Raw genomic sequence first — 26,280 nt, 5'->3', positions numbered from 1 at the left:
ACTCCATATATCTGCACGTCAGAGAGGGTGGGATGGTTCCACCGTCGCAGATCGCGTGTCGCCGGTTGCGGATGCCCCGAGCGGCGGCCGATGCTTTGGGTGTCGCACCGACCGCCGCCGGACCGACCACCCGGCGCGGCGCCGACGACATCACCCACTCATGCGAATCCGTGCACATTCGTGCGCCCGAACACGGGGGACACCCATGCCCAGTCACGACGTCCACGCCACCACATCCACCCGCACCGGCAGAGCCGGCAGGCTCACCGCGCTGTCCGTACTCACCGCCCTCACCGCAGCCGCTCTCGCCTTCACGGCGCCGGCCGGTGCCACGGCGAGGGTGAGCACCCCGCCGGCCCCTGTCTTCCTGTCGGCCGCCGAACTGCCGCCGCACCCCAGCTCCGCCTGGACGGCGGACAGGGTCAGGGACGGGGTGCCGGACGAACTGCGGCTCTGCCTCGACGAGGCGCTGCCGGGCTACGACTCCCGGTACCGCGCGTTCCGCACCGACCTGGACACCAGCGCCCGCCAGCTCACGATCGTCGTCGGCAGCGATGCCAAGGCCAAGGCCCTCGCCACGCGGCTCAACAAGGAGATCCGCTCCTGCGCGGCGCGGATCGAGCAGTCCGACCCGGAGGTCGAGGTCGAGTCCAAGGACTACGGCTCGCTCCCGGTCGAGGAGGGCGCGCACGTGTACGGCCTGCACACCACGACCTCGTTCGGCGCCACCGACATCCGCCTCCTGTCGGTCGGCCGGGACGGCCGTGCCGTCACGGTCGTGGACTGGAGTCAGTTGGGCGACTTCGGGGACGCCCCGGTGCCGGCCTTCAAGAAGACGACGACCACGGCGGTCAAGAAGCTCTACTGACCGTCCGTACCGAAGTGGCCTACGGCCGGATCGGCAGTCCGCACTGGACAGTTGGGCCGGTCCGCCGCCGTCACGCGCCCGTTCCCCGGCTGGACGGGCGCGTGAACTGCCGCAGCGTCCGCTCCAAGCGCCTCTCCAGCAGCGCCCGGTGGGCGCGGTCGACGTCCTGATCCGGCCAGGAACGGTCCAACCAGCCCCGTACATCCGGTCGTTGACGATTCGACATGACTGCCGTGTTCAAGTCAGGGGCATGGATCCCGTGAACGCGTTCGATCAGGAGGGGACAGTACACCGGCGTCCGGGCGGGGGTCATGGAGAGGCAGGCACGAGGGGGCGGTCCCGCAACGATCGGGGCCTTCTCGACGAAAGCGGCGGAGGAAACCACCGACAACGGCAGCGACAACGACACAGACCACGGCATCGGCGACGGCGATGGCGTGAACCGGGGGGAGGCGTCGCAATTGAGGCGCAGGCTGGGCTGTTCGGATCTGAGAGAAGTACCGGAGGCCCGCCGGGCCATGCGCGAGCTGCTGCGGCACTGGGGAAGGCCCGGCTGCTCGGAGATAGCGGAACTGCTGACCAGCGAACTGGTCACCAACGCACTGGTCCACACCGACCGCGACGCGGTGCTGACGGCCACCGTCTCACCGCACGGATTACGCGTGGAGGTACGGGACTTCGTGGGACGCAGGCCGAGGCTGCGCGTACCGGACGCCGACGACGGTACGCACGGCCGAGGTCTGGTTCTGGTGGAGTCCCTCGCCGACGCGTGGGGAGTCAGGGCGCACGGCGTGGGCAAGGCGGTGTGGTTCGAACTGAACGGGGGCGCGGCCTGAACAGGCCGCGCCCCCGTGTCGGTCGCGCTCAGAACGTGCGGTAGTGCCTATCCGTACTGCTCAGCCGTACCGCTTATCCGTACTGCTTATCCGTACTGCTTCTCAAGGTCACGGAGCTTGCGCTCCAGGGAGTCGAGGCGGGGCAGGGCCATCGTGTCGTCCTCCGCCGTGAGGTCGACCGTGATCGAGTCACTGCTGCCACGAACGGGCTGGAGGGAGGGACGGGCGCGCAAGGGCAGCTGCTCCGCGGAGGATATGGCAGGCTCCGAGGTGACCTGGGCGGGCGCCCGCTCCACCTCGACCTGCTGGTGGCCACCGCCGCCACCGCCGCCGAACGGGCCGCGGTGGCCCCGGCTGATCGCCTTGAGGTGCGCGCGCTCGGCCCGCTCCTGCTCCCGGCGGCGCAGTCGCGCCTGCTCCTTCTGGCGCCGGTCCTCGCGCACCTCGTCGACCGCCTCGTCCAGGCTGCGTACGCCCTCGAGGAGCATCAGCGACCAGGCCTTGTACGTCTCACGGGGCGCCCGCGCCCAGCGGACCATACGGATCTGCGGCAGCGGACGCGGCACCAGACCCTGCTCGCGCAGGGCGGCCCGGCGGGTCTGCTTCAGCGCGCGGTCGAAGAGCACCGCGGCGGACAGGGACATGCCGGCGAAGAACTGCGGGGCGCCCGCGTTGTCGAGACCCCGGGGCGCGTGCACCCAGTTGAACCAGGCGGCGGCAGCCGCGAACATCCACACGAGTATCCGGGAGCCGAGCGCCGCGTCACCGTGGCTGGCCTCGCGCACCGCGAGCACGGAGCAGAACATCGCCGCTCCGTCCAGACCGAACGGGACGAGGTACTGCCAGCCGTCGGTGAGGTTCAGGTTCTGCTCGCCGAAGCCGACGAGGCCGTGGAAGGAGAGCGCCGCGGCGACCGCCGCACAGCAGAAGAGGAGTACGTAGGAAGCTGTGGCGAATATGGCTTCCTTGCGCCTGCGGCGCTCTTCGGTGCGCTCCCACGAGTCGTCCTGGCCGGCCTTCGCCCCGGAGGAGCGCTTGCCGCGCGCGAGCACCGCCACCGCCGCCAGCACGCCCAGGAGCAGTACGGCGCCCGGAAGCAGCCAGTTAAGCGATATGTCGGTCAATCTCATCTGGGGTCCCTTGCATTGGGATAGGGCGTAACGCCCGCCATAGTGGCCCAATCCCCTCAGCCCTCAGGGGGTTTCGGGGCAAGAGGCCGCCTAAGGAGGTGCAAGGGGATACTCAGGGCGACATTCTGCTCGAACTGCCGCTTGAGGGGCGGGAGTTGAGTTCGAATAAGACTACCCGTACGGATGGTTCCACGGAAAGTTCCTGCGCCAAGTGAGGAACTTGTGAAGTGGCTGTAACCCTAGGGAGATCTAAATCGAACGTGATCTTACGGCGGGGATCCTACGGCACGTCATACCGGCCCGTACGGCAGGGGGTGCTCCTGACGGTTCCCTCAGGGGTTCCCTGAGGGTTCCTCAACTCGCGGCGGCGGCCACGAGCTTGGCGACGCGTTCGCTCTCGCAGGTGCGCGGGCAGTTGTCGCACATCTCGTCCGGGCGGATCGTGTAGAAGAAGCAGCAGCTGGCCCGGTCGCGGGTCGGCAGTGTCGCGCCGTCCGGCGTGGTCACCTCGCGGAAGCCCGCCGAGCCGACGAACGGCCGGGTCGAGCCCGGCAGCAGCAGCTCCAGCTCCCGCTGCGCGCGGTCGGCCTCGCCGACGACCTGTCCTATGTAGTGCAGGCCCTCCACGACGTCGTCGGTCACCACGGCCCACAGGGCCCGGCCGCGCCGCCGCATCCGCGGCCCGAAACCGCCGAGCAGCGGCTCCAGGTGCTCGGTGAGCGCCGCCCGGACCTCCCCGCGCAGTGCCTCCTCGTCGCCGACGACCCGGGCGCCGGGCAGAGTGGCCGCCGGGTCGCCGGGCAGGCAGGCGAAGGTGCCCGGACGGACACGGAAGTGCCCGTCCACGCGGTGATAGGAGACGTCCTCCACGGGCAGCCGGGGTACCCGGCGGTGCAGGAACCACGGCACGGTGATCAGCAGGCAGGCGGTCCATGCGTACCGGTGCAGTCCGAAACCGGCGACGACGTCCGGGCGGCCCGGCTCCTCGTAGTCCCGCACGACCTGCTCGTGGTCCCAGGCGAGGAAGGAGTCGAGGTCGGCGCCGGCCGCCGCGAGCCCGGCGGCCAGGACCCAGCCGTCGCCGCGCGGATGCTCCTGTCCGGGGCCCAGTTCCACGACCGTCGCGTGCGAGTAGGCCTCGGCGAGCCGGTCGTACGAGTCCGCGACGGCGGACCGGGCCTGTACGGGAGCGGACATGTCGGGACCACCGCATCTCGAGAGATCGTTCGAAGACCGAAGATGAAGATCAAAGGTAAGCCTTACCTTACCCATCATGCCCGTGATGTGATCCGGATTTAACACCGGATCCGGCCCGGATTCGAACCTGGACGCGAATCGGGATTTGAACTGACGGAATGTGCGCCTATGGTGCTTGACGGGCGAGTAACAACCCGCCGTAATGACCCCATGTGCCGTCAAGGTGCCATCTAGCCCGGAGGAGGCCCCCGTGCAGCACGCCGGCCCACAGGGCGCGCACGGCTCGCCCGAGACAGGGGTCCCGGCTTCACGCCCGGGTGCCGTACGCGTTCCACCGCAGCCCAGGGCCGCGGACGTGGACCGGGGGTGGCGTCAGGGGGCGAGCGCCCCGACGGCCCGTCCGGACGCGGGAACCGGTGCGCCGGTCACCGCCGCCCGGGGCGAGCACACGCACAGTGAGCGGCCGATCCCGCTCCCCCGTACCGAGCAGGCACGCCCCGTCGTCCAGCGTTCCTCCGTGCGCGGCCAGATCCTCGACGCGCTGCGCACCGCGCTCGTCGGGGGCGAGCTGGCGCCCGGGGAGGTGTACTCGGCCCCCGCGCTCGGCGACCGCTTCGGCGTCTCCGCGACGCCCGTCCGCGAGGCGATGCAGCAGCTCGCCCTGGAAGGCGCCGTCGAGGTCGTCCCGAACCGGGGCTTCCGCGTCGTGGAACGCGGCGCCCGCGAGCTGGCCGAGCTGGCCGAGATCCGCGCCCTGATCGAACTCCCGGTGATGCTCCGCCTGGCCCGCACGGTGCCGGCGGAACGCTGGACGGAACTCCGCCCCCTGGCCGATGCCACCGCCCGCGCGGCCTCCACCGGCTGCCGAGCCACCTATGCCGAAACCGACCGAGCCTTCCACCGAGCGGTCCTGTCCCTGACCGGCAACACCCAACTCGTCCAGATAGCAGAGGACCTCCACCGCCGAGCCCAGTGGCCCCTGGTGGGCGCAAAACCGGCGGCACTCATGGCGGACGCGGCGGATCACATGGCTCTGCTGGATGCCTTGGCGGCAGGAGACGTGACAGTGGTCCAGTCCCTGGTGCGGACCCATGTAACAGGCGCCCACTGAAGCGCCCTCAAGGGGCGCGGGGAACTGCGCGACAAGCCACAACGGACCGGCAGTCGCCAAAACAACCGAACCACCCCACCCAGTTGGCGCACCCAAGCGACTACGCAGACGCAGCCGGCGGGGCCAACTGCCGCGCCAACCACGTAGGCACCCCACCCAACAACCGAAACAACCGCCCAGCCTCGGCCCGCAACCGAGAAGCCTCCGGCTCGGACTCCGCATCGGCGAGCGAAGCCAACGCCGGCGCGGTCCCCACCAGATACCCCAACTCCTCCCGAATCCGCAGCGATTCACTGAACCCGTGCCGCGCCTCCGCCAACTCCCCGTCCCGCAGCGCGAGTCCGGCGAGATGACGCCAAGTGAACGACAGCAGCAGCGGATCCGCATGCGCGGTGGCCCCCGCGTGGGCGCGCCGATACGCGGCCCGAGCCGCCTGCGGAGACCCCGCCAGGTTCTCCGCCAGCAACCCCCGCCGAAAGTCCAGCACCGCCCGCCCGGAAGCCCCCGGAGGGATCAGCGCCGCCGCCCGCCCCAGCGCGGCCCGCGCCTCGTCCGCCCGGTCCCGCACGCCGAGCAGCGTCGACGCGTACGCCAGCTGCCCGCGCTCACACGCCGCCGCGCCCCGCTCGTCGTCGCTCTGGGCCAGCGCCTCCGCCGTACGGAGCGCGTCCTCGGCCTCTCCCCAGCCCTGCTCGGTGTAGAGGCACCGCTCCACCAGCAGCGCGGCCCGCTGGAGCGAGGCGTCGGCCGTGGTGGGGTCGAGCAGCGCCGCCGCGTCCGCCCAGCAGGCGCGTGAGCGCAGCCGCCATACCGCGGTCTGGAGGGGATCGTCACCAGAGGTCGTTCCGTAACCAGACATGGCGGTATGCGCCACGTTGCCCTCCCCGAGCACGCCATCGAGCTTGTTGAGTGGTGGCGGCATCTCAGCATGAATCCCAGTGCCCGGCCAAGGGGGTAGGTGAAGGATTTCACAAAGTCGGGGAAGATCGAGTGCCCCGGTTGCCGCTCAACCGCTCCCACCCGGCGCACGCCAGGACCGCACGCCCCGCACACCCCGTCACCGGACGCTCCCCTGACACCGAACCCGTCACCGCAAAGCCGCCGCAGGCTCAACTCATCCGCAGCGCCAGGAAGAAGTCCAGTTTGTCCTCCAGCCGAGACAGATCACGCCCCGTCAACTGCTCGATCCGCCCCACCCGGTACCGCAGTGTGTTCACATGCAGATGCAGCCGGGTCGCGCACCGTGTCCACGAGCCGTCGCACTCCAGGAACGCCTCCAGCGTCGGGATCAGCTCGGCCCGGTGGCGTCGGTCGTAGTCCCGCAGGGGGTCGAGGAGACGGGCCGTGAAGGCGCGCCGGACGTCGTCCGGGACGAACGGGAGCAGGAGGACATGGGAGGCCAGTTCCTGGTGGCCCGCCGCGCACACCCGGCCGGGGCGCGCCGCGGCCACCCGGCGCGCGTGCCGTGCCTCCTCCAGTGCCCCGCGCAGCCCCTCCGCCGAGTGCACGGCCGCGCTGACGCCGATCGTGAGCCGCCCGTCGTCGTCCAGGCCCGCCGACAGCGGGTCCCGTACGGCGGCGAGCAGCTCCTCGGCGAGGATTCCCGTCTCCGAACCGTCGTGCTCCGACGACACCGCCGGCAGCGGTACGAGGGCGATCGCCTCGTCCCCCGTCTGGGCCACCGCGATCCGGTCGGAGGGCTCCGGGCCCGTCAGGAGCGGGTCGACGAGGATTTCCTCCAGCAACGACTGGGCCACCGGTCCGCCCTCGATCTCACCGCCGGCCCAGTCCACGTGGGCCACGACGACCTGCCAGTGCGGGGCCGCGCCGAGGCCGGGCAGCAGTACCGGCGCGGCGACCCGCAACCGGGCCGCGATCTCGGCGGGCGCCGCGCCGGTCTGCACCAGCTCCAGGACCTCCTGCGCGAGCCGCCGCCGTACCGTACGGGCCGTGTCGCGCCGGTCGCGCTCGACCGCGATCAGCTGCGTGACGCCCTGCAGCAGATCGAGCCGCTCCGCCGGCCAGTCCCCGGCGTCCGCCTCGACGGCGAGCAGCCAGTCGGACAGCAGGGTCTCGCGTACGTCCCGCGAGCCGCCCTGCGCGGCGGCGGTACGGCCGTTGCCGCGCACGGGGAAGAGGGAGTACGTCGTGCCGCCCACCGCCACCCGGTGGGGTCCGCGTCGGCCGGTGCGGGCCGCCGTCAGCTGCTCGGCCGCCAGGGTCGCGCACACGTCGGGGGCCGGGGCGGGGCCCGAGACCTTCGAGCCCGCGATGAGACGTCCGGCGGGGGAGAGGACCCAGGCACGGAGGTCGAGGTCCGAGCCGAGCAGGTCCAGGACCACGTCGGGGCCGCCGCCCGCAGGACCCGAGGTCATCATCCGGCGGTGCCGGTCCACGACCGCCGCCAGATCCCCGGCACGCTCGCCGGACACCTGCCGCACGACATGCTCGGTGATCGTCGCGAACGCCACCGACTCGTGCACCGCGAACAGCGGCAGCCGGTGCCGGGCACAGGCTGCGATCAGGTCGTCAGGGACGGCCCCCAGCTCGGCCTCACCGGCGGCCAGGGCCGCGACCCCGGCCCCCGCCACAAGGCGTACGAACGACTCGGAGTCCGCCGGGTCGCGGCGCCAGGCCAGGCCGGTGAGCACCAGCTCGCCGCCGGAGAGGTATCGGCTGGGGTCCCTGAGGTCGGTGGTCATCACCCCGCGGACGGTGCGGTCCAGCTCGTCCTCGCCGCCGAGCAGCCTGAGGCCCAGCGCGTCGGTGTCCAGCAGTGCGCGCAGCCGCATTTCTCGTCGCCGCCGTTCTGTTTGCGAGCCGCGCTTTTCCGCCTGCGCGGCGCTCACTGTTTCCGGGGAAAATCAGAGAGGTTACTGATGACCCCTGTTCATACGAATCTACAAGACGATCGCCCTGGCCAGCCAACTCCTTCATGGTTTCCGTGACTGACCCGGGCGGAGCACAGCGCTGTGTACTGACCTCATCCCCTGTGAACAGCACATGAACGAGCCAATGGCGCCACGTACGAGACGAAGAGGAAAAGAGCCGGTCATGGACTTCCTTCGCCCCGCCAGCTGGGAGGAGGCGCTCGCCGCGAAGGCCGAGCACCCCACCGCTGTGCCGATCGCGGGCGGCACCGACGTGATGGTCGAGATCAACTTCGACCACCGTCGGCCCGAGTACCTGCTCGACCTCACCCGTATCGGAGATCTCTACGAGTGGGAGACGGGCGGCGACAGCGTCCGACTCGGCGCCTCGGTCCCGTACACCGGGATCATGGAGAACCTGCGCGGCGAGCTGCCGGGCCTGGCACTCGCCTCGCACACGGTCGCCTCCCCGCAGATCCGCAACCGTGGCGGCGTCGGCGGCAACCTCGGCACCGCCTCCCCGGCCGGTGACGCCCACCCGGCGCTCCTCGCCGCGGGCGCGGAGGTGGAGGCCGAGTCCGTACGGGGTACCCGGCTGATCCCGATCGACACGTTCTACACCGGCGTGAAGCGCAACGCGCTCGCGCCCGACGAGCTGATCCGCGCCGTCCACATCAAGAAGGCGGACGGCCCCCAGCAGTACTCGAAGGTCGGCACCCGCAACGCCATGGTCATCGCGGTCTGCGCCTTCGGCCTCGCGCTGCACCCGGAGTCCCGGACCGTCCGTACGGGGATCGGCTCGGCGGCGCCCACACCCGTCCGGGCGAAGGCCGCCGAGGAGTTCCTGAACGCGGCGCTCGACGAGGGCGGTTTCTGGGACAACGGGAAGATCATCACCCCGTCGGTCGCCAAGCAGTTCGCCGACCTGTGCGCCGCCGCCTGCAACCCGATCGACGACGTCCGGGGCACCGCGAGCTACCGCCGCCACGCGGTCGGCGTGATGGCCCGCCGCACGCTGACGTGGACCTGGGAGTCGTACCGCGGCACCGCCGCCCGCACGGAGGGAGTCGCCTGATGCGCGTCAATTTCACGGTGAACGGACGTCCGCAGGAAGCGGACGACGTGTGGGAGGGCGAGTCCCTGCTGTACGTCCTGCGGGAGCGGCTCGGCCTGCCGGGGTCGAAGAACGCCTGCGAGCAGGGGGAGTGCGGCTCGTGCACCGTCCGCCTCGACGGCGTACCGGTGTGCTCGTGTCTCGTCGCGGCCGGACAGGCGGAGGGCCGCGAGATCGTCACGGTCGAGGGGCTCGCCGACTACGCCAAACAGCGTACGGAACACGGCAGTTGCGGAACGGGCGCCTGCGGTACGTCACTTGACGCGGCCAAGCGGTGGGAGCCCAAGGGCGGTACCGACTCGCAGACCGGCGAGGGCGCCGAACTCGCCCCCATCCAGCAGGCGTTCATCGACGCGGGCGCCGTCCAGTGCGGTTTCTGCACGCCCGGTCTGCTGGTCGCCGCCGACGAGATGCTGGAGCAGAACCCCAACCCGAGCGACGCGGACATCCGCGAGGCGCTGTCGGGCAACCTGTGCCGCTGCACGGGCTACGAGAAGATCATGGACGCGGTCCGACTGGCCGCGGCCCGACAGGGAGAGGCGGTCTGACATGCCCGGCAAGAGCGCTCCCCTCGGGACGCCCACCAAGGTCACCCAGGGCTCGAAGACCAAGGGCGGCATCGGCGAGTCCACGCTCCGCCCGGACGGCATCCTCAAGGTCACCGGCGAGTTCGCGTACTCCTCCGACATGTGGCACGAGGACATGCTCTGGGGCCAGATCCTGCGCTCCACGACCGCGCACGCCGAGATCGTCTCGATCGACACGGCCGAGGCCCTGGCCCTGCCCGGCGTGTACGCGGTCATGACGTACGACGATCTGCCGACCGACGTGAAGACCTACGGCCTGGAGATCAAGGACACCCCGGTCCTCGCCCACGGCAGGGTCCGCCACCACGGCGAACCGGTCGCCATCGTCGCCGCCGACCACCCGGAGACCGCGCGCCGCGCCGCCGCGAAGATCAAGGTCGAGTACCGCGAACTGCCGGTGATCACGGACGAGGCCTCGGCCACCGCCCCGGACGCGATCCTCATCCACGACAACCGCACCGACCACCACGTCGGACACGTCGACCACCCGAACATCGTCCACCGCCAGCCGATCATCCGCGGCGACGTGGAAGCCGCTCGCGCCCGGGCCGACTTCATCGTCAAGGGCGAGTACACCTTCGGCATGCAGGACCAGGCGTTCCTGGGCCCCGAGTCGGGCCTCGCGGTCCCGGCGGAGGACGGCGGAGTCGACCTCTACATCGCCACCCAGTGGCTGCACTCGGACCTGCGCCAGATCGCGCCCGTGCTCGGCCTGCCCGAGGACAAGGTCCGGATGACGCTGTCGGGTGTCGGCGGCGCGTTCGGCGGGCGCGAGGACCTGTCGATGCAGATCCACGCCTGTTTGCTGGCGTTGCGCACGGGAAAGCCCGTGAAGATCGTTTACAACCGGTTCGAGTCCTTCTTCGGGCACGTCCACCGCCACCCCGCCAAGCTCACCTACGAGCACGGGGCCACCAAGGACGGCAAGCTGACCCACCTGAAGGCGCGGATCGTCCTCGACGGCGGCGCGTACGCCTCCGCCTCCCCGGCGGTCGTCGGCAACGCGGCCTCGCTGGGCGCCGGCCCGTACGTCATCGACGACGTCGACATCGACTGCATCGCCCTCTACACCAACAACCCGCCCTGCGGCGCGATGCGCGGCTTCGGCGCGGTCCAGGCCTGCTTCGCCTACGAGGCCCAGATGGACAAGCTCGCCGACGCGGTCGGCATGGACCGGGTCGAGTTCCGCCGCCTCAACGCGATGGAACAGGGCACGCTGCTGCCGACCGGGCAGGCGGTCGACTCCCCGGCCCCGGTCGCCGAACTCCTGCGCCGAGTAAAGGCGATGCCTCTGCCTCCGGAGCAGCAGTGGCTGGCGGCGGGCGAGGCGGCAGATGTACGTCAGCTGCCGGGCGGCCTCTCCAACACCACCCACGGCGAGGGCGTCGTCCGGGGGATCGGCTACGCGGTCGGCATCAAGAACGTCGGCTTCTCCGAGGGCTTCGACGACTACTCGACTGCCCGTGTCCGCATGGAGGTTGTCGGCGGCGAGCCGGTGGCCACGGTCCACACGGCCATGGCGGAGGTCGGCCAGGGCGGCGTCACCGTCCACGCCCAGATCGCCCGCACCGAGCTGGGTGTCGCCCAGGTGACGATCCACCCGGCGGACACCCAGGTGGGCTCGGCGGGTTCGACCTCGGCCTCTCGGCAGACGTACGTCACCGGTGGCGCCGTCAAGAACTCGTGCGAGCTGGTGCGCGAGAAGGTCCTGGAGGTCGGGCGCCGCAAGTTCGGCTCCTACCACCCCGCTTGGGCCACGGCGGAGCTGCTCCTGGAGGGCGGCAAGGTGGTGACGGACGCCGGCGAGGTCCTTGCCGACCTGGTGGACGTCCTCGGCGACGAGTCCGTAGAGGTCGAGGCGGAGTGGCGGCACCGGCCGACCGAACCCTTCGACCTGCGTACCGGCCAGGGCTTCGGACACGTCCAGTACTCGTTCGCCGCGCACCGGGCGGTCGTGGAGGTGGATACGGAACTGGGTCTGGTGAAGGTGATCGAGCTGGCCTGCGCGCAGGATGTCGGCAAGGCGCTCAATCCGCTGTCCGTGCTGGGCCAGATTCAGGGTGGTACCACCCAGGGCCTGGGCATCGCGGTCATGGAGGAGATCATCGTCGACCCGAAGACCGCGAAGGTGAAGAACCCCTCCTTCACGGACTATCTGATCCCCACGATTCTCGACACGCCGACCATCCCGGTCGATGTGCTCGAACTCGCCGACGAGCACGCTCCGTACGGGTTGCGCGGTGTTGGCGAGGCGCCGACTTTGTCATCAACTCCGGCCGTGTTGGCGGCAATCCGGAACGCGACGGGCTTGGAGCTGACGAAGACGCCGGTACGGCCGGAGCATCTGACGGGTACGGCGTAGTCGGTTCGTTGTAGGGTGCGGGCCCTCCGGGGGTTGGGCGGGGGGTGTCGATCTGCTGCGGCGCCGTCGTGGCTGGTCGCGCAGTTCCCCGCGCCCCTGAAAAGCAGGGGCTGCGCCCCGTGCTTTTCAGGCCCGCAGGGCCGGGGCTTTGTCTTTCAGGGGCGCGGGAACTGCGCGACCAGCCCCCACCGGGCCCGCACCCGACAACGAACCCACAACGAACCCCACAAGCACCCCCACCCTCGTCTCGGGCCGTCCCCCGGGTCGTGCACCTTCCCAACCCCCTACGAACCTTGGGAGACCGCACCATGACCCAGCAGTCGGTACAGAGGCCCAGGCCCTCCGAGGCACCCCCGGGCACTAAATCCAGCCAATCCCCACTCGACCGCTACTTCCACATCACCCACCGAGACTCCACCCTCGCCCGAGAGATCCGCGGCGGCATCACCACCTTCATGGCGATGGCGTACATCCTGCTGCTCAACCCCCTGATCCTCTCCGGCAGGGACGCCGCCGGAAACACCCTCGGCCAGCAGGCGCTGATCACCGCAACCGCCTTCGCCGCAGCCGTCACCACGCTCCTCATGGGTTTCCTCGGCAAGGTCCCCCTCGCCCTGGCCGCAGGCCTGTCCGTGTCCGGAGTGCTCGCCTCGCAGGTGGCGCCCGCCATGACCTGGCCGCAGGCGATGGGCATGTGCGTGCTGTACGGCGTGGTCATCATGCTGCTGGTCGTCACCGGCCTGCGCGAGATGATCATGAACGCGATCCCGCTGGCCCTGAAGCACGCGATCACCATGGGCATCGGCCTGTTCGTCGCACTGATCGGCCTGGTGAAGGCCGGCTTCGTCCACCAGGGCAAGGCCACCCCGCTCTCCCTCGGCCCGAACGGCGAACTCACGGGCTGGCCCGTGCTGTTGTTCGCCGCGACCCTCCTCCTCATCTTCATGCTCCAGGCACGCGGCATCCCCGGCGCGATCCTCATCGGCATCGTCAGCGGTACCGTGCTGGCCGTCCTGCTCAACGCGGTGGGCGCGATCGACCCGAGGCAATGGGCGAGCGGGGCACCGGAGTTGCACGGCAGCGCGGTGTCGATGCCGGACTTCTCGCTCTTCGGGAACGTCGAGTTCGGCGGCTGGGGCGACGTCGGCGCGATGACGGTCGGCATGATCGTGTTCACCCTCGTCCTCGCGGGCTTCTTCGACGCGATGGCGACGATCATCGGCGTGGGCACGGAGGCCGGGCTCGCTGACAAGAAGGGCCGGATGCCGGGCCTGTCCAAGGCGCTGTTCATCGACGGCGCGGGCGGGGCGATCGGCGGCGTCGCCGGCGCGTCGGGCCAGACGGTGTTCGTGGAGTCGGCGACGGGCGTGGGGGAAGGTGCCCGTACAGGCCTGTCTTCCGTCATCACGGGCTTGTTCTTCGCGGCCTGTCTCTTCTTCACCCCGCTGACGGCGATCGTGCCCGGGGAGGTCGCGGCGGCAGCCCTGGTGGTCATCGGCGCGATGATGATGTCGAACGCCCGGCACATCGACTGGGCCGACCGCGCGACCGCCGTCCCGGTCTTCCTGACCGTCGTGATCATGCCGTTCACGTACTCGATCACGGCGGGAGTCGCGGCGGGCGTGATCTCGTACGTCGCGATCAGGGTCGCGCAGGGCAGGGCGCGGGAGATCGGTGCCTTCATGTGGGCCCTGACAGGCATCTTCTTCGTCTATTTCGCCCTCAGTCCTATCGAGAGCTGGCTCGGCGTCCACTAGCCGCCCACCACATACGCACACGACCACAGCTGATGAGGAGACCGAGACATGCTGGACATCGCCGAAGAACTGCACCGGTGGGTCGAGCAGGGCCGTGACTTCGCCGTGGCCACCGTGGTGGCCGTGGGCGGCAGCGCGCCCCGCCAGCCGGGCGCCGCCCTCGCGGTGGACACCGACGGCACGGCGATCGGCTCGGTCTCCGGCGGCTGTGTGGAGGGCGCGGTGTACGAGCTGTGCCAACAGGCCCTGGCGGACGGCGAGTCGGTCCTCGAACGCTTCGGCTACAGCGACGACGACGCCTTCGCGGTGGGTCTGACCTGCGGCGGGATCATCGACATCCTGGTGACGCCGGTACGGTCCTCGGACCTGGACCGGAAGGTGCTGGAGTCGGCCCTGTCCGCTGCGGCTCGTGGTGAGGCCGCGGCGGTCGCGCGGATCGTGTCGGGCCCGGCGGACCTGCTGGGCCGCGCCCTGCTGGTCCGCCCGACCGGCGGGTACGAGGGCGGCTTCGGCGCCCACCCCGAGCTGGACCGCACAGTGGCGGCCGAGGCGCGCGCCCACCTCGACGCGGGCCGCACCGGCACCCTGGAGATCGGCGAGCAGGGCTCTCGCTGCGGAGCGCCGATCGTGGTCCTGGTCGAGTCGTCGGTGCCGCCGCCCCGCATGATCGTGTTCGGCGCGATCGACTTCGCGTCGGCGCTGGTCCGGATGGGCAAGTTCCTCGGCTACCACGTGACGGTGTGCGACGCCCGCCCGGTCTTCGCGACGCCCGCCCGTTTCCCCGAGGCGGACGAGATCGTCGTCGAGTGGCCGCACCGGTACCTGGAACGGACGCCGGTGGACGCCCGTACGGTCCTCTGCGTCCTCACCCACGACGCCAAGTTCGACGTACCCCTGCTCAAACTCGCCCTGCGCCTGCCGGTGGCGTACGTCGGCGCGATGGGTTCCCGCCGAACCCACCTCGACCGGAACGAACGCCTCCGCGAAGTCGGCGTGACAGAGCTGGAGTTGGCGCGCCTCAGATCCCCGATCGGGCTGGACCTGGGGGCCCGCACACCCGAGGAGACGGCGCTGTCCATCGCGTCGGAGATCGTCGCCAACAGGCGCGGCGGGAGCGGGGTTTCGCTGACGGGGGCGCATACGCCGATCCATCATGACGTCACGTCGTCGGCACAGGCGTCGGTGGGACGGATCGGATCGGTGGCCTGACCTCGGTTCGCTCAGTCCAACTTCGGCTCCGCATAGCCGAGTTGGACTCCATGGGTGGACTTGCGCGTCACCAGCGTGCCGCGTCCGGGCGGCTGGTGGCTCGGTTTGACGGTGCCCAGGAGGAAGCCTTCGGTGGGGTCGCCGGAGAGCAGAAGCCCCTGCGCGCCCAGCTCCCGCAACCGCGTCACGAAGGGTTCGTACTGAGCCCTCGACGCCCCTCCCGAGTTGCGTGCCAGCACGATGTGCAGGCCCAGATCGCGGGCGAACGGCAGGTAGTCCATGAGCGGGGCGAGGGGGTTGCCGCTGCTGGAGGAGACCAGGTCGTAGTCGTCGACCAGCAGATACACGTCCTTGCCCTGGTACCAGCTGCGGGCGCGCAGCTGCTCGGCGGTCACATCGGGACCCGGCATCCGGACCTCCAGGACGGTGGCCAGATCCTTCACGACCACGGCGGTCGGTGGCCCCGAAGCGCAGTACGCCAGCAGACGCTCACGGGGCACTTCGCCGAGCAGCGACCGCCGGTAGTCGACCACGAGCAGCTGTGCCTTGTCGTACGGCATCCGGGCACAGAGCTGACGCGCCAGCAGCCGTAGAAACGAACTCTTGCCCGACTCCGGCTCGCCGTAGACGAGGAAGAAGGGGTCGTTGGAGAAGTCGAGGGACATCGGGGCGAGGCTGGTGTCGTCGATGCCGATGGGGATGCCCTGGCCGGGGGCTTCGGAGGGGCCGGGGAGTTCTTCGAGGGGGACCCGGAACGGGAGGGTGCGTACCGGGGGAGCCGAGGGCCCCGACCAACTGTTCCCCACGTTCGCGACCTGACGGGCCGTCGCGTCGCCGGCGGACTCGTCTTCGGCCTTCCAGCCCGGCAGGGCCGTGAGGAAGTGCAGCTTGTCACGGGACAGGCCACGGCCCGGGACTCCCAGCGGGACGTTCGCCGCCTGCCGTCGGTCGATCTCGGACTCCGTCGGATCGCCGAGCCGCAGTTCGACCCTGCCGAGCAGATGGTCACGCATCGACAGACGGATCTCCGCGTAGCGGACGGCACTGATCAGCAGATGCACGCCGTAGTGCAGGCCACGGGCGGCGATGTCCGCGACGACCGGTTCGAGTTCCTCGTAGACCGTTCGCACCGTCGCCCAGCCGTCGATGACGAGGAACACGTCACCCCAGGGCTGTTCGGGCCACTCGCCCGCGGCGCGGCGTCGACGGTACATGTCCATGGACTCGATGCCATGGATGCGGAAGAAGTCTTCGCGCTCCGCGAGGACCCTCGCCACATCGGCGACCGTACGCCGGACCCGGTCCGCTTCCAGCCGGGAGGCGACGCCACCGACATGGGGCAGTCCGTCCAGCGGCGCCAGTTGTCCGCCGCCGAAGTCGAGACAGTAGAACTGCACTTCGAGGGGTGTGTGGGTGAGGGCGAGCGAGGTGATGAGTGTGGCCACCGCGGTCGACTTGCCGGACTGCGGCCCGCCGACGACGAGAGTGTGCCCCTCGATCCCGGAGAGATCCAGCATGAGCACACTTCTGCTCTGGAGGAACGGCTCGTCGACCATCGCGAAGGGGACCCCCTTCAGAGGATGGAGCGAGGCCCGTGGAGCCCGTGTCCTGGACAGCAACTGTTCCGCCGAGAGCGACTTACCCAGCGGCGGCAGCCAGACCTGACGTACGTCCGGCTCCGTGCCCGACAACTGGCTGACGACGGCGTCCAGCAGCGACGCGGAGCCGTCGGTCCCGTCCGCGCCGGGCAGCGGGGCGGAAACGTACGCGGCCTTGAAACGGATCAGTACGTCCGTCGTGTCGGCCTTGAGGAACCCGGCGCCCGGGTCCGGCGGCAGATGGTAGGCGTCGGGGTAGCCGAGCACCGCACGGGAGTCGGAGGCCGAGAAGGTGCGCAGGCCCATGCGGTACGAGAGATAGGTTTCCAGCCCGCGCAGCCTGCCTTCCTCCAGGCGCTGCGAGGCCAGCAGCATGTGTACGCCCAGTGCCCGGCCGACGCGGCCGATCTGTACGAGCAGATCGATGAAATCCGGGTGTTCGGCGAGGAGTTGGGAGAACTCGTCGATCACCAGCAGCAGCGTCGGCAGGGGTTCGAGATCCTTCCGGGAGGCGCGGGCCCCCTCGTACTCATGGATGCTCAGCAGACCGCCCGCCTTGCGCAACAGCTCCTGGCGCCGGTGCAGTTCGCCGCTGATCGTCTCGCTCAGCCGTCCCACGAGGAGAGGGTCACCCTCCAGGCCCGTGATGAGCCCGGCGACATGCGGCAGGTCCGCGAGCGGTGCGAAGGTCGCGCTACCCTTGAAATCGGCCAGTACGAAGGCCACTTCCTCGGCGGAGTGGCGGACGGCCAGCCCCAGCACGATCGAGCGCAGCAGCTCGGATTTGCCGGAGCCGGTCGCGCCCACGCACAGGCCGTGCGGGCCCATCCCATGGTGTGCGCTCTCCTTGAGGTCGAGGAACACCGGCTGGCCGTCCTCGCCGAGCCCGATCGGTACCCTCAGCCGGTCCATGGAGGTCGGTCGGGCGCGCAGGGCGGGCAGATTCGGCGAGGCCGGGTCCTCCACGCCCAACAGGCCGGTGAGGACGGTCCCTTGGCGGCCGACGGGGTACTTGACGAGCGCCCCGGTGTCCTCCCGGGTCCGCAGCGCCGCCCACCCCGCTCGCACCGACTCGGCCGTCCCCGTCAACGACTCCAGTGCGGCCATCGGCCCGGCCGCGTCGTCGAAGCGCGGCACCGCCACCCGGAACCGTCGGCGCCGGGTCAGCGCCCAGCCGACCGCGACCCCCGAAGCCAGCGAGGGGTCGAAGAAGGACTCCTCCGGGTCGTCCAGGGCGAGTTCGAGCCGGGTACCGAGCAGCCCCCGCAGATCCGTGGTGAAGTCGCTCCAGCGGCGGGCCGTGACCAGCAGGTGGACGCCGTAGTTGAGGCCGGTGTTGGCCAGTTTCTGGACGGTGTCCGCGAACTCCGGGTGCTCGTAGGTGAAGTCGAGCCAGCCGTCCACAACGAGGAAGACATCGCTCGCTGCCCCCGACTCGATCCGGTCGGTCGTGCGCAGCGCGCGGAACGCCTCGATGGAGTCGATGTCGAGGTCCCGGAACAGGGTGCGCCGGGTGGAGATCACGGCCTTGACCGCCGTGAGCGCGCCCTCGACCGCGCTGTGCTCGTGCGGCGCCGCGAACGTCCGTACGTGCGGCAGCGAACGCAGCACCCCGAGCCGGTTGACCGCGCCCTCCAGCAGATAGAACTCCGCCTCCTGCGGGGTGTGGGTCAGCGCCAGCGACATGATCATGGAGCGCAGCAGGGTGGTCTTCCCGCTGCCCAGTTTGCCGACGACCGCCGCGTTCCCGTCCCGGCCGGAGAAGTCGACGCACAGGGGATCGCCCCCGGTGCTGTTCTCCACCCGCCCGACGGGCACGAGCAGCCGGGACGAGCCCTCCCACGCATCGCAGATGAAACCCCGGTCGACGGTCTCCACTGGCGGCGGCAGCAGCGAGCCGAGCGTGAGTTCCTCGGCCATCGCGGCCCGGGCGGCGGGCCCGGCGGACGCGTCGATCCAGGGCGCGTAGGCGAGGGCCACATTCCCCTCGCACTGGCCCGACTTGGTCGGCGTCTGCTCGGGCCCAGCCTGGTTGACCACCGTGTCGTGGACGTACGTGTACAACTCCTCCGGGGTGATCACCCCGTCCCGGTTCTGGTCGGCGAGGCCGGTGCTCAGCCCCTCGATCACGGCCGCCGTGAACCGTGGGGCCGACAGACTGTTGTCGAGGGTCAACTGCTCACCCTCGTACGCGTACTCCAGGGCCGTCGACGCCGTGATGACGAACGTGCCGCGCCCGGCGAGGGCCGCCTCCACGTCCACGGGTGCGGGCGACATGGGAGAGCCCCGGTGGAAAAGGCCGCTGTAACAGCAGTCCAGCAGCACGATCTTGGTGCGGGCCTCGCACTCGTCGAGGAGCTGGTGCAGGAACGCGGCCGCGATGGCGGTGGTGTGCGGACGCTTCAACTGCGTGCCGAGCGTGGCGAAGAACAGCCGGTCGGCGTCGTTGCGGATGCCGTGGCAGGCGAAGTAGAGCAGCACGAGATCGTCGGGGTCGCGGTTGCTGAGGACCTCCTCGACCGCGGTCTCGATCTCCTCCTTGGGCCGGTTCGGCAGTTCGCGTACGAAGTCGAAGCGGCCGATCGCCGGGTCGCGCAGCAGGGCCTTCAGCTCGGCGGCACCCCGGGCGGGCGCCCTGAGCCGGTTGAGCCCGGGATCCTGGTAGCCGTCAGTCGCGACGAGCAGTGCGATCCGGCGTCCCGCCATCGCCAACTCCCGGATCGCTGGTGGTGTTCGGGTCGATGGCAGGAGCGGTACCCGGATCATTCGTGGTGCCCGCCACCGCGGCCGTCCCCGCCCCGATCCGTGCGGTCACCGCCTCGACCAGCGCCTGCTGGTCCTTGGCCGACAGGGCGCCGAACGACCCCTTCTGGCCGTCGATCTCCCACTCGACCGACCGCGCCTTCGAGCGCTGCACGAAGGCGACGACGACATTGCTCACGGCCTTGAGCGCGGCAGCGGAGAAGGCACCGCTGACCACCAGCACCGCGAGGTCGTGCCCCACACCGGCCATCGACTCGGCGGGCGCGGCAACGATCTTGCGCTCGACCCGGAGGAGCCCGAGGGTCCGCAGATCGCCGTACAGACTGCGGACCTGACGGTCGGTCTGCTCCGCGGTGGCTCCCGGACCCGAGTCGATCCGAAACTCCAGCCGCACGTTCTCCTCGGGCACGTTCTCCCCTTCCCCCGACCGGCGGTGCTACCGGCACACGGGGTCGATCGTAACGTCCGTCACGCCATCCTCAGCAGTCGGTTCACCGCCCGCCCGAACACATACCGCGCCGCCGACTCCAGCGGACGGTCGAACAGGGACGGCAGCAGGCGTACGCGCAGCTCCTCGCGCCAGACCACCCGTGAGCGCCCGCCGGGGCCCGGGCGGACCTCGATCTCCGCCCAGCCCAGGACGAGCCGGCCGCGTTTCTCCAGGCGGCACAGGCCCGGGGTGTCGTCCGTCGGGGGGCGCCAGACGGTGACCTCCATACGGTCGTCGAAGGCGAGGGGGCCGATGCCCGAGCGGGCGACGAACACCGTGCCCTCGTGGGTCGGCGGGGCCGTGAGCACCGTGACGCGGGTCAGGGGGACCACGGAGGCATGGCGGGGCCACTCCGTGAGCCGGCGCCAGGCCTCGTCGAGGGGGAGCGGCACCGTGCGTTCGAGCAGGAAGTTGGCCACGGCACGATCGTAGGGAACCCGGCGGGCGGTACGGCACGATCCGGGGTCCCGCGCCCCCTGTTCACAGGTGACTCACACAGATGGCCCAGTCGCGCATTCACGAGGTGACGTAGGAGCGACACCGGCGGTCAATTCCTGTCGCGGTGGGGGTCGGTGGGCTGCGACGCACTAACATTTGCCGCAGGGTTGGACAATTCGGCCAGCAGGTCGTGCGGTCCGCCCACGTAATCCGCCGACATCCACGGGGAGTTGTTCGTCATGCCGCTGAAGACCTACGGCGTACTGATCGCGCGGGCCGTCGACGCCCGTCGCGAGGGTTCCGCCAACACCCCGCACTACCAGATCGAGTTGACGGACGATCAGGGCACGCACTACCGCGCTTCCGTCAACGTGAAGTCGCAGGAGCGGCCGAACGAACTGCTCTACCTCGTCGACGACGACCTCCGGCATCCCGTCACCGGCCGCCTCGCGGGCCTGGTGAGCGGCTGGAACACCCTTCCGGCCGGGCCCGGCGGCCCGAACCTCGACTTCGTCCGGGGCAATCTCTTCGACCCGTCGAAGATGCGCGTCCTCCCACCGGACGTGGCGGGTCCCGACAACGACCTCGCCGACCTCCTCGACCACTACGTACGACGCGCGATCGAGGACCCGGCCGCACGCCTGTACGTCTTCGGCGAGCGCTGGGGACCGGAGGCCGACGTCCGTGACAAGATCTTCGGCTTCCTGCCCGGCAACGGCGTCCACGACATCCACATGAACCAGGGCAACAGCCGCCGTTTCCAAGGTGACGACGGGGTCTGGCAGGACGGCGGGCTCCTCATCCGCTTCCCGGGGCAGAAGCCCTCCCAGGAGCGGTGGGTCGCCGTCTTCCTCGCCTTCCAGAGCCAGAAGTGGCACACCGACGACAGCACCGGCCACGCCCTCCCGGGTACGACCCCGGACACCGGTACGGGCACCGGCGGCGGCCGTCCCGCACCGGGCGCCCAGCCCGTCCGGATCGTCGGCGCCCTGGTCAACCCGCGCGGCCCCTCCCCCGAGGCCGAGACGGTCACCCTCCTCAACGCCTCACCGGCCGCCGTCGACCTCACCGGCTGGCGCCTCGTCGACCGGCTCGGCCACGGCAGCCCGGTGCCGCCGGTACCGCTCGCCGCGGGCGCCGATCTCCCCGTCCTGCTCTCCGACGGCGCCCAACTCGGCAACCACGGCGGCGAGATCACCCTGCTGGACGCGGCGGGCCTCAAGGTGCACGGCGTCTCCTACACCGCTGAGGACGCCGGACGCGAGGGCTGGACGGTGGTGTTCTGAGGGGGGACCGTCACGGCGTGGCGGGCGGCACGGTTGTGCCCTGTCGACCGCTTCCGCCCCCGCACGGTGTACGGCACCATGGGCGCGACCTCGTGACCCGTGATCCGTACCCCGGCCGGAGGACACCGCGTGGACGACAGCCAACCGCAGGACACACTCGACCACCCCCACGACAGACTCGACGAGTTGCAGCGCGACCCCTATCCGCACTACGCCCGCGCCCGCGATGCCCAAGGCCTGACCTTCGTCGCCGAACTCGACGCCTGGCTGGTCGCCCGGGACACGGACGTACGTGAAGTGCTGCGCCGCGCCGAGGACTTCTCCTCCGCCGGTTCGCTGCGCCCCGATGTCATGCCGGCGCCCGCCGCCTTGGCTGTGCTGGGCGGCGGCTTCGGCGGGCGGCCCGTGGTCGTCGGCGCGGACGGGGCCCAGCACCAGGAGCTGCGCGCCCCGATCGTCCGGGGCCTCTCGCCCGCCCGGGTCGCCGCCGCCGTGCCGTACGCCGCCGAGCGCGCCACCGCCCTGGTCGACGCGTTCATGAACGGTCAGCATGACGAACCCAAGGGCGGACACGTCGAGTTGATGTCCGCGTACGCCCGACGGCTGCCCGGAGACGTCATCGGCAGGATCGTCGGACTCGACCCCGCCGACATCCCGGCCGTCGTCCACGGTGGCTACCGTGCCGAGGAACTCCTCTTCCGGCCCCTGCCCGAGGGTGAACAGGTCTCCGTCGCCCAGGACGTGGTCGCGACCCAGCGCATCCTCGACCGGTACGCCCGCGCCCGGCACACCGAACCCCGCGAGGACCTCTGCACGGAGATCGTCGCGTCCGTCGCCCCCGAGGGAAGCGCCGAACTCACCCTCGACCAACGCCACGAGGCCGTCTCCCACCTCCAGAACCTGCTGATCGCCGGACACCTCACCACCGCCGCGCTCATCGGCACGACGGTCCTCCATCTGCTCCGGCACCCGGACCAGTGGGCGCTGCTCTGCGCGGAACCGGACCGGATCCCGGCCGCCGTGGAGGAGGCCGCCCGGTACGACGCCGCCGTCCAGGGGTTCCGCCGGGTCACCACCCGCCCCGTCACCCTCGCGGGCACCGAACTCCCGGCCGGGGCAACGCTGTTCGTCGCCTTCGGCGCCGCCAACCGGGACGGGGTCCGCCACCCGGGCCCCGACGAGTTCGACATCACCCGCACCCCGGTCCGCCACCTCGCCTTCGGCTTCGGTGCCCACGCCTGCCCCGGCTCCCAGCTCGCTCGCGAACAACTCCGCCTCACTCTGCGGGAGTTGACGAGCCGTCTGCCGGGTCTGCGGCTGGCCGAGGACCACCCGGTCACCATGCGCCCGACGATGATCCACCGCTCGCCGCAGAGCCTGCACCTGACCTGGTGACAAACCCGCTGACCGGTGCACGGGTCTTGTTCTGACATCCGGACCATACCTAGGGTCGTTCGAGGGGGTGGAAGCGCTTTCTAGCGAAAGAGGTGACCCACTCATGCCCGGAATCAGGACAAGGGCGTCCTGGTGGTCCCGAAGGCCATGGAGTTTCCGCAGGCCCCGACGGTCCCGTACGGCGGCCCTGGCCGCAGGCCTCGCCCTCGGTGCCGTACTCACCGCCTGCTCCGGCACGGACGGTTCGACGAGCGCGGGCGGCAAGGTCGTCCTGCGCTACACCTGGTGGGGCAACCCGGACCGGGCGGCCAGGACCCAGGAGGCGGTCGACCTCTTCGAGGAGAAGCATCCGGACGTCGACGTACAGACCTCGTTCGCCGGATACGACGCCTACAAGCAGAAGTTGGCGACCCAGGCGGCCGGCGGCGACGCCCCCGACGTCATGCAGCTCGACTACCGGATGATCGACCAGTACGCCTCGGGAGGTGTCCTGCTCGACCTCGGTGAGCAGCAAGCCACCCTGAAGACAGGGGAGTTCGACCCCGGACTGCTCGCCACCGGCAAGCTGAACGGCAAGCAGTACGCCGTCCCGCAGGGACGCGGCACCGAGACCGTCGTCTACGACCCGGCCCGGTGGAAGGAAGCGGGCCTCGAACCGCCCGCCGACGCCTCGGACGGCGGCTGGACCTGGGACCAATGGGCCGACGCCATGCGGGTGTTGAAGGAGAAGACCGGCACACCCGGCGCCACCGACCCCGGGCAGAGTGAGGACGCCTTCGAGGTCTGGCTGCGCGGCCAGGGCAAGTCCCTGTACACCCAGGACCATGAACTCGGCTTCACCGCCAATGACTTGACCCGTTGGTGGACCTTCACCGACGGACTGCGCCGCGAGGGCGTCGTCTCGCCCGCCGAGCAGACCACCCAGCTCGACGGCACTGTCGAGAACACCCCGCTCGGTCGTGGCAAGGCCTTCTCCGACATGAACTGGGACGCCCCGGCCAGCGGTTACCTCGCGCTGATCCCGGACGGCATCGCCCTCGCCCCCATGCCGTCGGGCGCCGACGGCACCCCCGGCCAGTACTTCAAGCCCTCCATGTTCATGGGCGTCGCCGCAGACACCGGCAGCCCCGAGCAGGCCGCGCAGCTCATCGACTTCATGCTCAACGACCGTGAGGCCGCCGCGATCCTCGGCGCGACCCGGGGCATCCCTGTGAACGAGTCCATCCGTGAGGAACTCGCCCCGGAACTCAAGGACTTCGACAAGACCATCTACGCCTACCAGGCCACCCTCGAAGGGAAGCTCAACACCCCGCCCCAGGCGCCCCCTTCGGGCGACAGCGCCCTCCAGACCACCTTCCAGCGGGACTACGACCAGGTGTCGTACGAGCGCATGTCGCCGCGCGAGGCGGCCCAGGACTACGTCACCGAGGCGAAGGCGGAGCTGCGGTCATGACCACCACCCAGATACCGACCCCCGCCCGCGCCACACAGACCCCTCCCGTGCAGCGGCCCAAACGCCGACGCGAGGGCGCCGCCTGGGTGTTCCTGTCCCCCTGGGTGCTGGGCGCCTGCGTGCTCACCCTGCTCCCCATGGCGGTCTCGCTCTACCTCTCCTTCACCGACTACGACCTGTTCAACTCGCCCAACTGGGTGGGCCTGCGCAACTACACACAGATGTTCACCGAGGACCCGCGCTACTGGCGCTCGGTCGTCGCGACCCTCAGCTACGTCGTCATCGCGGTCCCGCTCCAGCTCGGACTCGCCCTCGGCGTCGCCCTCGCCCTGAAGAACATGAAGCGCGGCCGGGCCTTCTACCGCTCCGCCTTCTACGCCCCCTCCCTCCTCGGCGCCTCGATGTCCGTGGCCCTCGTCTGGCGGGCGCTGTTCAACGAGGGCGGCACCGTCGACAACCTCTTCGGCACCGGCGGCTGGATCTTCAAGCCCGGCTGGGCACTGGTCACCGTGGCCCTGCTGACGGTGTGGCAGTTCGGCGCCCCGATGGTCATCTTCCTCGCCGGACTCCAGCAGATCCCGGGGGAGTTGTACGAGGCCGCCGAGGTCGACGGCGCCAGCCGCTGGCGTCAGTTCCTGTCCATCACCGTGCCGATGCTGTCCCCGGTGATCTTCTTCAACCTGGTCCTCCAGACGATCCAGGCCTTCCAGGTCTTCACCCCCGCCTTCGCGGTGAGCGGCGGCAAGGGCGGCCCCGCCGACTCGACCCTCTTCTACACGCTCTACCTCTACGACCGGGGCTTCGTCGCCTCCCACATGGGCTACGCGTCCGCGATGGCCTGGGTACTGCTGATCGTCATCGGCGCCGTCACCGCCGTACTGTTCCGGACCTCGCGCTCGTGGGTCTTCTACGCCTCCGACACCGAAGGGGGCGTCCGATGACGACCACCGTGTCCCCAACTCCCGGTGTACGCAAGACCGTTGCGTGGCGCCGGATCGCACTCCACATCGGCTGTCTGGCCGCGCTCCTCGTGATGCTCTACCCGCTGGCCTGGCTGCTCGCGACCTCCCTCAAGCCCGCGAACGAGGTCATCGCCAGCCTCGACCTGCTGCCGAGCCATCTGGAGTGGTCCAACTACAAGACCGCCCTCGACGGCGTCAACGACGTCTCGGTCTGGCGCCTGCTCACCAACTCCCTGCTGATCGCGGGCGGCGCGGTCCTCGGCAACGTCCTCAGCTGCTCCCTGGCGGCCTACGCCTTCGCTCGGCTCCGGTTCCGCTTCCGGGGCCCGCTGTTCGCGTTCATGATCGCGACGATCATGCTGCCGCACCACGCGGTGCTGATCCCGCAGTACATCATCTTCAACCAGCTCGGCATGGTGAACACCTACTGGCCGCTGATCCTGCCCAAGTTCCTTGCCACGGAGGCGTTCTTCGTCTTCCTGATCGTGCAGTTCATGCGCGGACTGCCGAGGGAGTTGGAGGAGGCGGCGCGCATCGACGGCTGCGGCCCGTTCCGCTCCTTCTTCCTCGTCATCCTCCCCCTCACTCGCCCGGCACTGATCACCACAGCGATCTTCACCTTCATCTGGACCTGGAACGACTTCTTCACCCAGCTGATCTATCTCTTCTCACCGGACAAGTTCACCCTCACGCTCGCCCTCAGGTCGTTCGTGGACGCGTCCAGCACCTCCGCCTTCGGCCCCATGTTCGCCATGTCGGTGATCGCCCTGCTGCCGATCGTGCTGTTCTTCCTCGCCTTCCAGCGGTTCCTGGTGGAGGGCATGGCCAACTCCGGGATCAAGGGGTGAAGCGGT

The 26,280-nt window shown here is 70.3% G+C and carries 20 protein-coding genes; 13 read left to right on the top strand and 7 right to left on the bottom strand.

What is annotated here, in order from left to right; all coding sequences use genetic code 11:
- The first annotated feature begins 205 nt into the window (after positions 1–205).
- On the top strand, positions 206–868 hold the full coding sequence (locus ACWDR4_RS09290; protein WP_450405980.1) for a hypothetical protein: 663 nt from the start codon (positions 206–208) through the stop codon (positions 866–868).
- Between the two features lie 311 nt (positions 869–1,179).
- A complete protein-coding gene (locus tag ACWDR4_RS09285) occupies positions 1,180–1,704 on the top strand; it encodes an ATP-binding protein (protein ID WP_450405978.1) in 525 nt (174 codons plus the stop codon).
- 86 nt (positions 1,705–1,790) lie between these two features.
- On the opposite strand, the gene ACWDR4_RS09280 is transcribed toward ACWDR4_RS09285, so the two are convergent.
- Positions 1,791–2,834: a DUF2637 domain-containing protein gene (locus tag ACWDR4_RS09280; RefSeq protein WP_450405976.1), complete on the bottom strand. Its 1,044-nt coding sequence runs from the start codon at positions 2,832–2,834 to the stop codon at positions 1,791–1,793.
- Between the two features lie 354 nt (positions 2,835–3,188).
- The gene (locus tag ACWDR4_RS09275; protein ID WP_450405973.1) at positions 3,189–4,031 is read right to left on the bottom strand and encodes a (2Fe-2S)-binding protein; all 843 of its coding nucleotides are present in this window, start codon (positions 4,029–4,031) and stop codon (positions 3,189–3,191) included.
- 250 nt (positions 4,032–4,281) lie between these two features.
- Here ACWDR4_RS09275 and ACWDR4_RS09270 point away from each other — a divergent pair, with 250 nt between their 5' ends.
- The gene (locus ACWDR4_RS09270) at positions 4,282–5,142 is read left to right on the top strand and encodes a GntR family transcriptional regulator (protein ID WP_450405970.1); all 861 of its coding nucleotides are present in this window, start codon (positions 4,282–4,284) and stop codon (positions 5,140–5,142) included.
- Between the two features lie 100 nt (positions 5,143–5,242).
- On the opposite strand, the gene ACWDR4_RS09265 is transcribed toward ACWDR4_RS09270, so the two are convergent.
- Positions 5,243–6,016, bottom strand: a complete 774-nt coding sequence (locus ACWDR4_RS09265) for a hypothetical protein (protein WP_450405968.1) — start codon at positions 6,014–6,016, stop codon at positions 5,243–5,245.
- Between the two features lie 235 nt (positions 6,017–6,251).
- Positions 6,252–7,934, bottom strand: a complete 1,683-nt coding sequence (locus ACWDR4_RS09260) for a PucR family transcriptional regulator (protein WP_450405965.1) — start codon at positions 7,932–7,934, stop codon at positions 6,252–6,254.
- 262 nt (positions 7,935–8,196) lie between these two features.
- On the opposite strand from ACWDR4_RS09260, the gene ACWDR4_RS09255 reads away from it, so the two are divergent.
- From ACWDR4_RS09255 to ACWDR4_RS09235, 5 genes are all read left to right on the top strand, one after another.
- Positions 8,197–9,087, top strand: a complete 891-nt coding sequence (locus tag ACWDR4_RS09255) for an FAD binding domain-containing protein (RefSeq protein WP_450405962.1) — start codon at positions 8,197–8,199, stop codon at positions 9,085–9,087.
- Positions 9,087–9,674 (top strand): (2Fe-2S)-binding protein, encoded by a 588-nt coding sequence (locus ACWDR4_RS09250; protein WP_450405959.1) that lies wholly within the window; start codon positions 9,087–9,089, stop codon positions 9,672–9,674. Before ACWDR4_RS09255 ends, ACWDR4_RS09250 begins: the two co-directional genes overlap by 1 nt.
- A 1-nt stretch (position 9,675) precedes the next feature.
- Positions 9,676–12,075 carry a xanthine dehydrogenase family protein molybdopterin-binding subunit gene (locus tag ACWDR4_RS09245; RefSeq protein WP_450405956.1) on the top strand — a complete coding sequence of 800 codons (2,400 nt, stop codon included), beginning with the start codon at positions 9,676–9,678 and terminating at the stop codon, positions 12,073–12,075.
- Positions 12,076–12,383: 308 nt separating this feature from the next.
- The gene (locus ACWDR4_RS09240) at positions 12,384–13,832 is read left to right on the top strand and encodes an NCS2 family permease (RefSeq protein ID WP_450405954.1); all 1,449 of its coding nucleotides are present in this window, start codon (positions 12,384–12,386) and stop codon (positions 13,830–13,832) included.
- Positions 13,833–13,880: 48 nt separating this feature from the next.
- Positions 13,881–15,041, top strand: a complete 1,161-nt coding sequence (locus ACWDR4_RS09235; RefSeq protein ID WP_450405952.1) for an XdhC family protein — start codon at positions 13,881–13,883, stop codon at positions 15,039–15,041.
- Positions 15,042–15,052: 11 nt separating this feature from the next.
- On the opposite strand, the gene eccCb is transcribed toward ACWDR4_RS09235, so the two are convergent.
- Genes eccCb through ACWDR4_RS09220 form a run of 3 tightly spaced genes read right to left on the bottom strand, consistent with a single transcriptional unit; the run spans position 15,053 to position 20,311 of the window.
- A complete protein-coding gene (eccCb, locus tag ACWDR4_RS09230; RefSeq protein WP_450405950.1) occupies positions 15,053–19,345 on the bottom strand; it encodes a type VII secretion protein EccCb in 4,293 nt (1,430 codons plus the stop codon).
- Positions 19,308–19,811 (bottom strand): hypothetical protein, encoded by a 504-nt coding sequence (locus tag ACWDR4_RS09225; protein WP_450405947.1) that lies wholly within the window; start codon positions 19,809–19,811, stop codon positions 19,308–19,310. Before ACWDR4_RS09225 ends, eccCb begins: the two co-directional genes overlap by 38 nt.
- 59 nt (positions 19,812–19,870) lie before the next feature.
- Positions 19,871–20,311: an SRPBCC family protein gene (locus tag ACWDR4_RS09220; RefSeq protein ID WP_450405944.1), complete on the bottom strand. Its 441-nt coding sequence runs from the start codon at positions 20,309–20,311 to the stop codon at positions 19,871–19,873.
- 258 nt (positions 20,312–20,569) lie between these two features.
- On the opposite strand from ACWDR4_RS09220, the gene ACWDR4_RS09215 reads away from it, so the two are divergent.
- The 5 genes from ACWDR4_RS09215 to ACWDR4_RS09195 all read left to right on the top strand — a co-directional run bounded on the left by ACWDR4_RS09215 (position 20,570) and on the right by ACWDR4_RS09195 (position 26,274).
- Positions 20,570–21,616 (top strand): DUF2278 family protein, encoded by a 1,047-nt coding sequence (locus tag ACWDR4_RS09215; RefSeq protein WP_450405942.1) that lies wholly within the window; start codon positions 20,570–20,572, stop codon positions 21,614–21,616.
- A gap of 129 nt (positions 21,617–21,745) precedes the next feature.
- Positions 21,746–23,011: a cytochrome P450 gene (locus ACWDR4_RS09210; protein WP_450405939.1), complete on the top strand. Its 1,266-nt coding sequence runs from the start codon at positions 21,746–21,748 to the stop codon at positions 23,009–23,011.
- A gap of 103 nt (positions 23,012–23,114) precedes the next feature.
- Positions 23,115–24,464, top strand: coding sequence for an ABC transporter substrate-binding protein (locus ACWDR4_RS09205; protein WP_450405936.1), 1,350 nt, complete (start codon positions 23,115–23,117; stop codon positions 24,462–24,464).
- Complete coding sequence (locus ACWDR4_RS09200; protein WP_450405933.1) at positions 24,461–25,405, top strand: carbohydrate ABC transporter permease; 945 nt, start codon at positions 24,461–24,463, stop codon at positions 25,403–25,405. The genes ACWDR4_RS09205 and ACWDR4_RS09200 overlap by 4 nt, the downstream gene beginning before the upstream one ends.
- Positions 25,402–26,274, top strand: a complete 873-nt coding sequence (locus ACWDR4_RS09195) for a carbohydrate ABC transporter permease (protein ID WP_450405930.1) — start codon at positions 25,402–25,404, stop codon at positions 26,272–26,274. The genes ACWDR4_RS09200 and ACWDR4_RS09195 overlap by 4 nt, the downstream gene beginning before the upstream one ends.
- Positions 26,275–26,280 lie beyond the last annotated feature (6 nt).

Source organism: Streptomyces sp. NPDC000878, from assembly GCF_053599695.1.
The sequence above is the reverse complement of the archived record's forward strand: the minus strand, read 5'-3'. Positions and strand labels throughout refer to the sequence as shown.

What these genes read in the sequence shown, in the direction of transcription:
- ACWDR4_RS09240 (WP_450405954.1), top strand. Translation starts at nt 12,384, where the DNA reads ATGACCCAGCAGTCGGTACAGAGGCCCAGGCCCTCCGAGGCACCCCCG.
- ACWDR4_RS09280 (WP_450405976.1), bottom strand. Translation starts at nt 2,834, where the DNA reads ATGAGATTGACCGACATATCGCTTAACTGGCTGCTTCCGGGCGCCGTA.
- eccCb (WP_450405950.1), bottom strand. Translation starts at nt 19,345, where the DNA reads ATGGCGGGACGCCGGATCGCACTGCTCGTCGCGACTGACGGCTACCAG.
- ACWDR4_RS09260 (WP_450405965.1), bottom strand. Translation starts at nt 7,934, where the DNA reads ATGCGGCTGCGCGCACTGCTGGACACCGACGCGCTGGGCCTCAGGCTG.
- ACWDR4_RS09250 (WP_450405959.1), top strand. Translation starts at nt 9,087, where the DNA reads ATGCGCGTCAATTTCACGGTGAACGGACGTCCGCAGGAAGCGGACGAC.
- ACWDR4_RS09255 (WP_450405962.1), top strand. Translation starts at nt 8,197, where the DNA reads ATGGACTTCCTTCGCCCCGCCAGCTGGGAGGAGGCGCTCGCCGCGAAG.
- ACWDR4_RS09245 (WP_450405956.1), top strand. Translation starts at nt 9,676, where the DNA reads ATGCCCGGCAAGAGCGCTCCCCTCGGGACGCCCACCAAGGTCACCCAG.
- ACWDR4_RS09200 (WP_450405933.1), top strand. Translation starts at nt 24,461, where the DNA reads ATGACCACCACCCAGATACCGACCCCCGCCCGCGCCACACAGACCCCT.
- ACWDR4_RS09215 (WP_450405942.1), top strand. Translation starts at nt 20,570, where the DNA reads ATGCCGCTGAAGACCTACGGCGTACTGATCGCGCGGGCCGTCGACGCC.
- ACWDR4_RS09205 (WP_450405936.1), top strand. Translation starts at nt 23,115, where the DNA reads ATGCCCGGAATCAGGACAAGGGCGTCCTGGTGGTCCCGAAGGCCATGG.
- ACWDR4_RS09195 (WP_450405930.1), top strand. Translation starts at nt 25,402, where the DNA reads ATGACGACCACCGTGTCCCCAACTCCCGGTGTACGCAAGACCGTTGCG.
- ACWDR4_RS09235 (WP_450405952.1), top strand. Translation starts at nt 13,881, where the DNA reads ATGCTGGACATCGCCGAAGAACTGCACCGGTGGGTCGAGCAGGGCCGT.
- ACWDR4_RS09275 (WP_450405973.1), bottom strand. Translation starts at nt 4,031, where the DNA reads ATGTCCGCTCCCGTACAGGCCCGGTCCGCCGTCGCGGACTCGTACGAC.
- ACWDR4_RS09290 (WP_450405980.1), top strand. Translation starts at nt 206, where the DNA reads ATGCCCAGTCACGACGTCCACGCCACCACATCCACCCGCACCGGCAGA.
- ACWDR4_RS09285 (WP_450405978.1), top strand. Translation starts at nt 1,180, where the DNA reads ATGGAGAGGCAGGCACGAGGGGGCGGTCCCGCAACGATCGGGGCCTTC.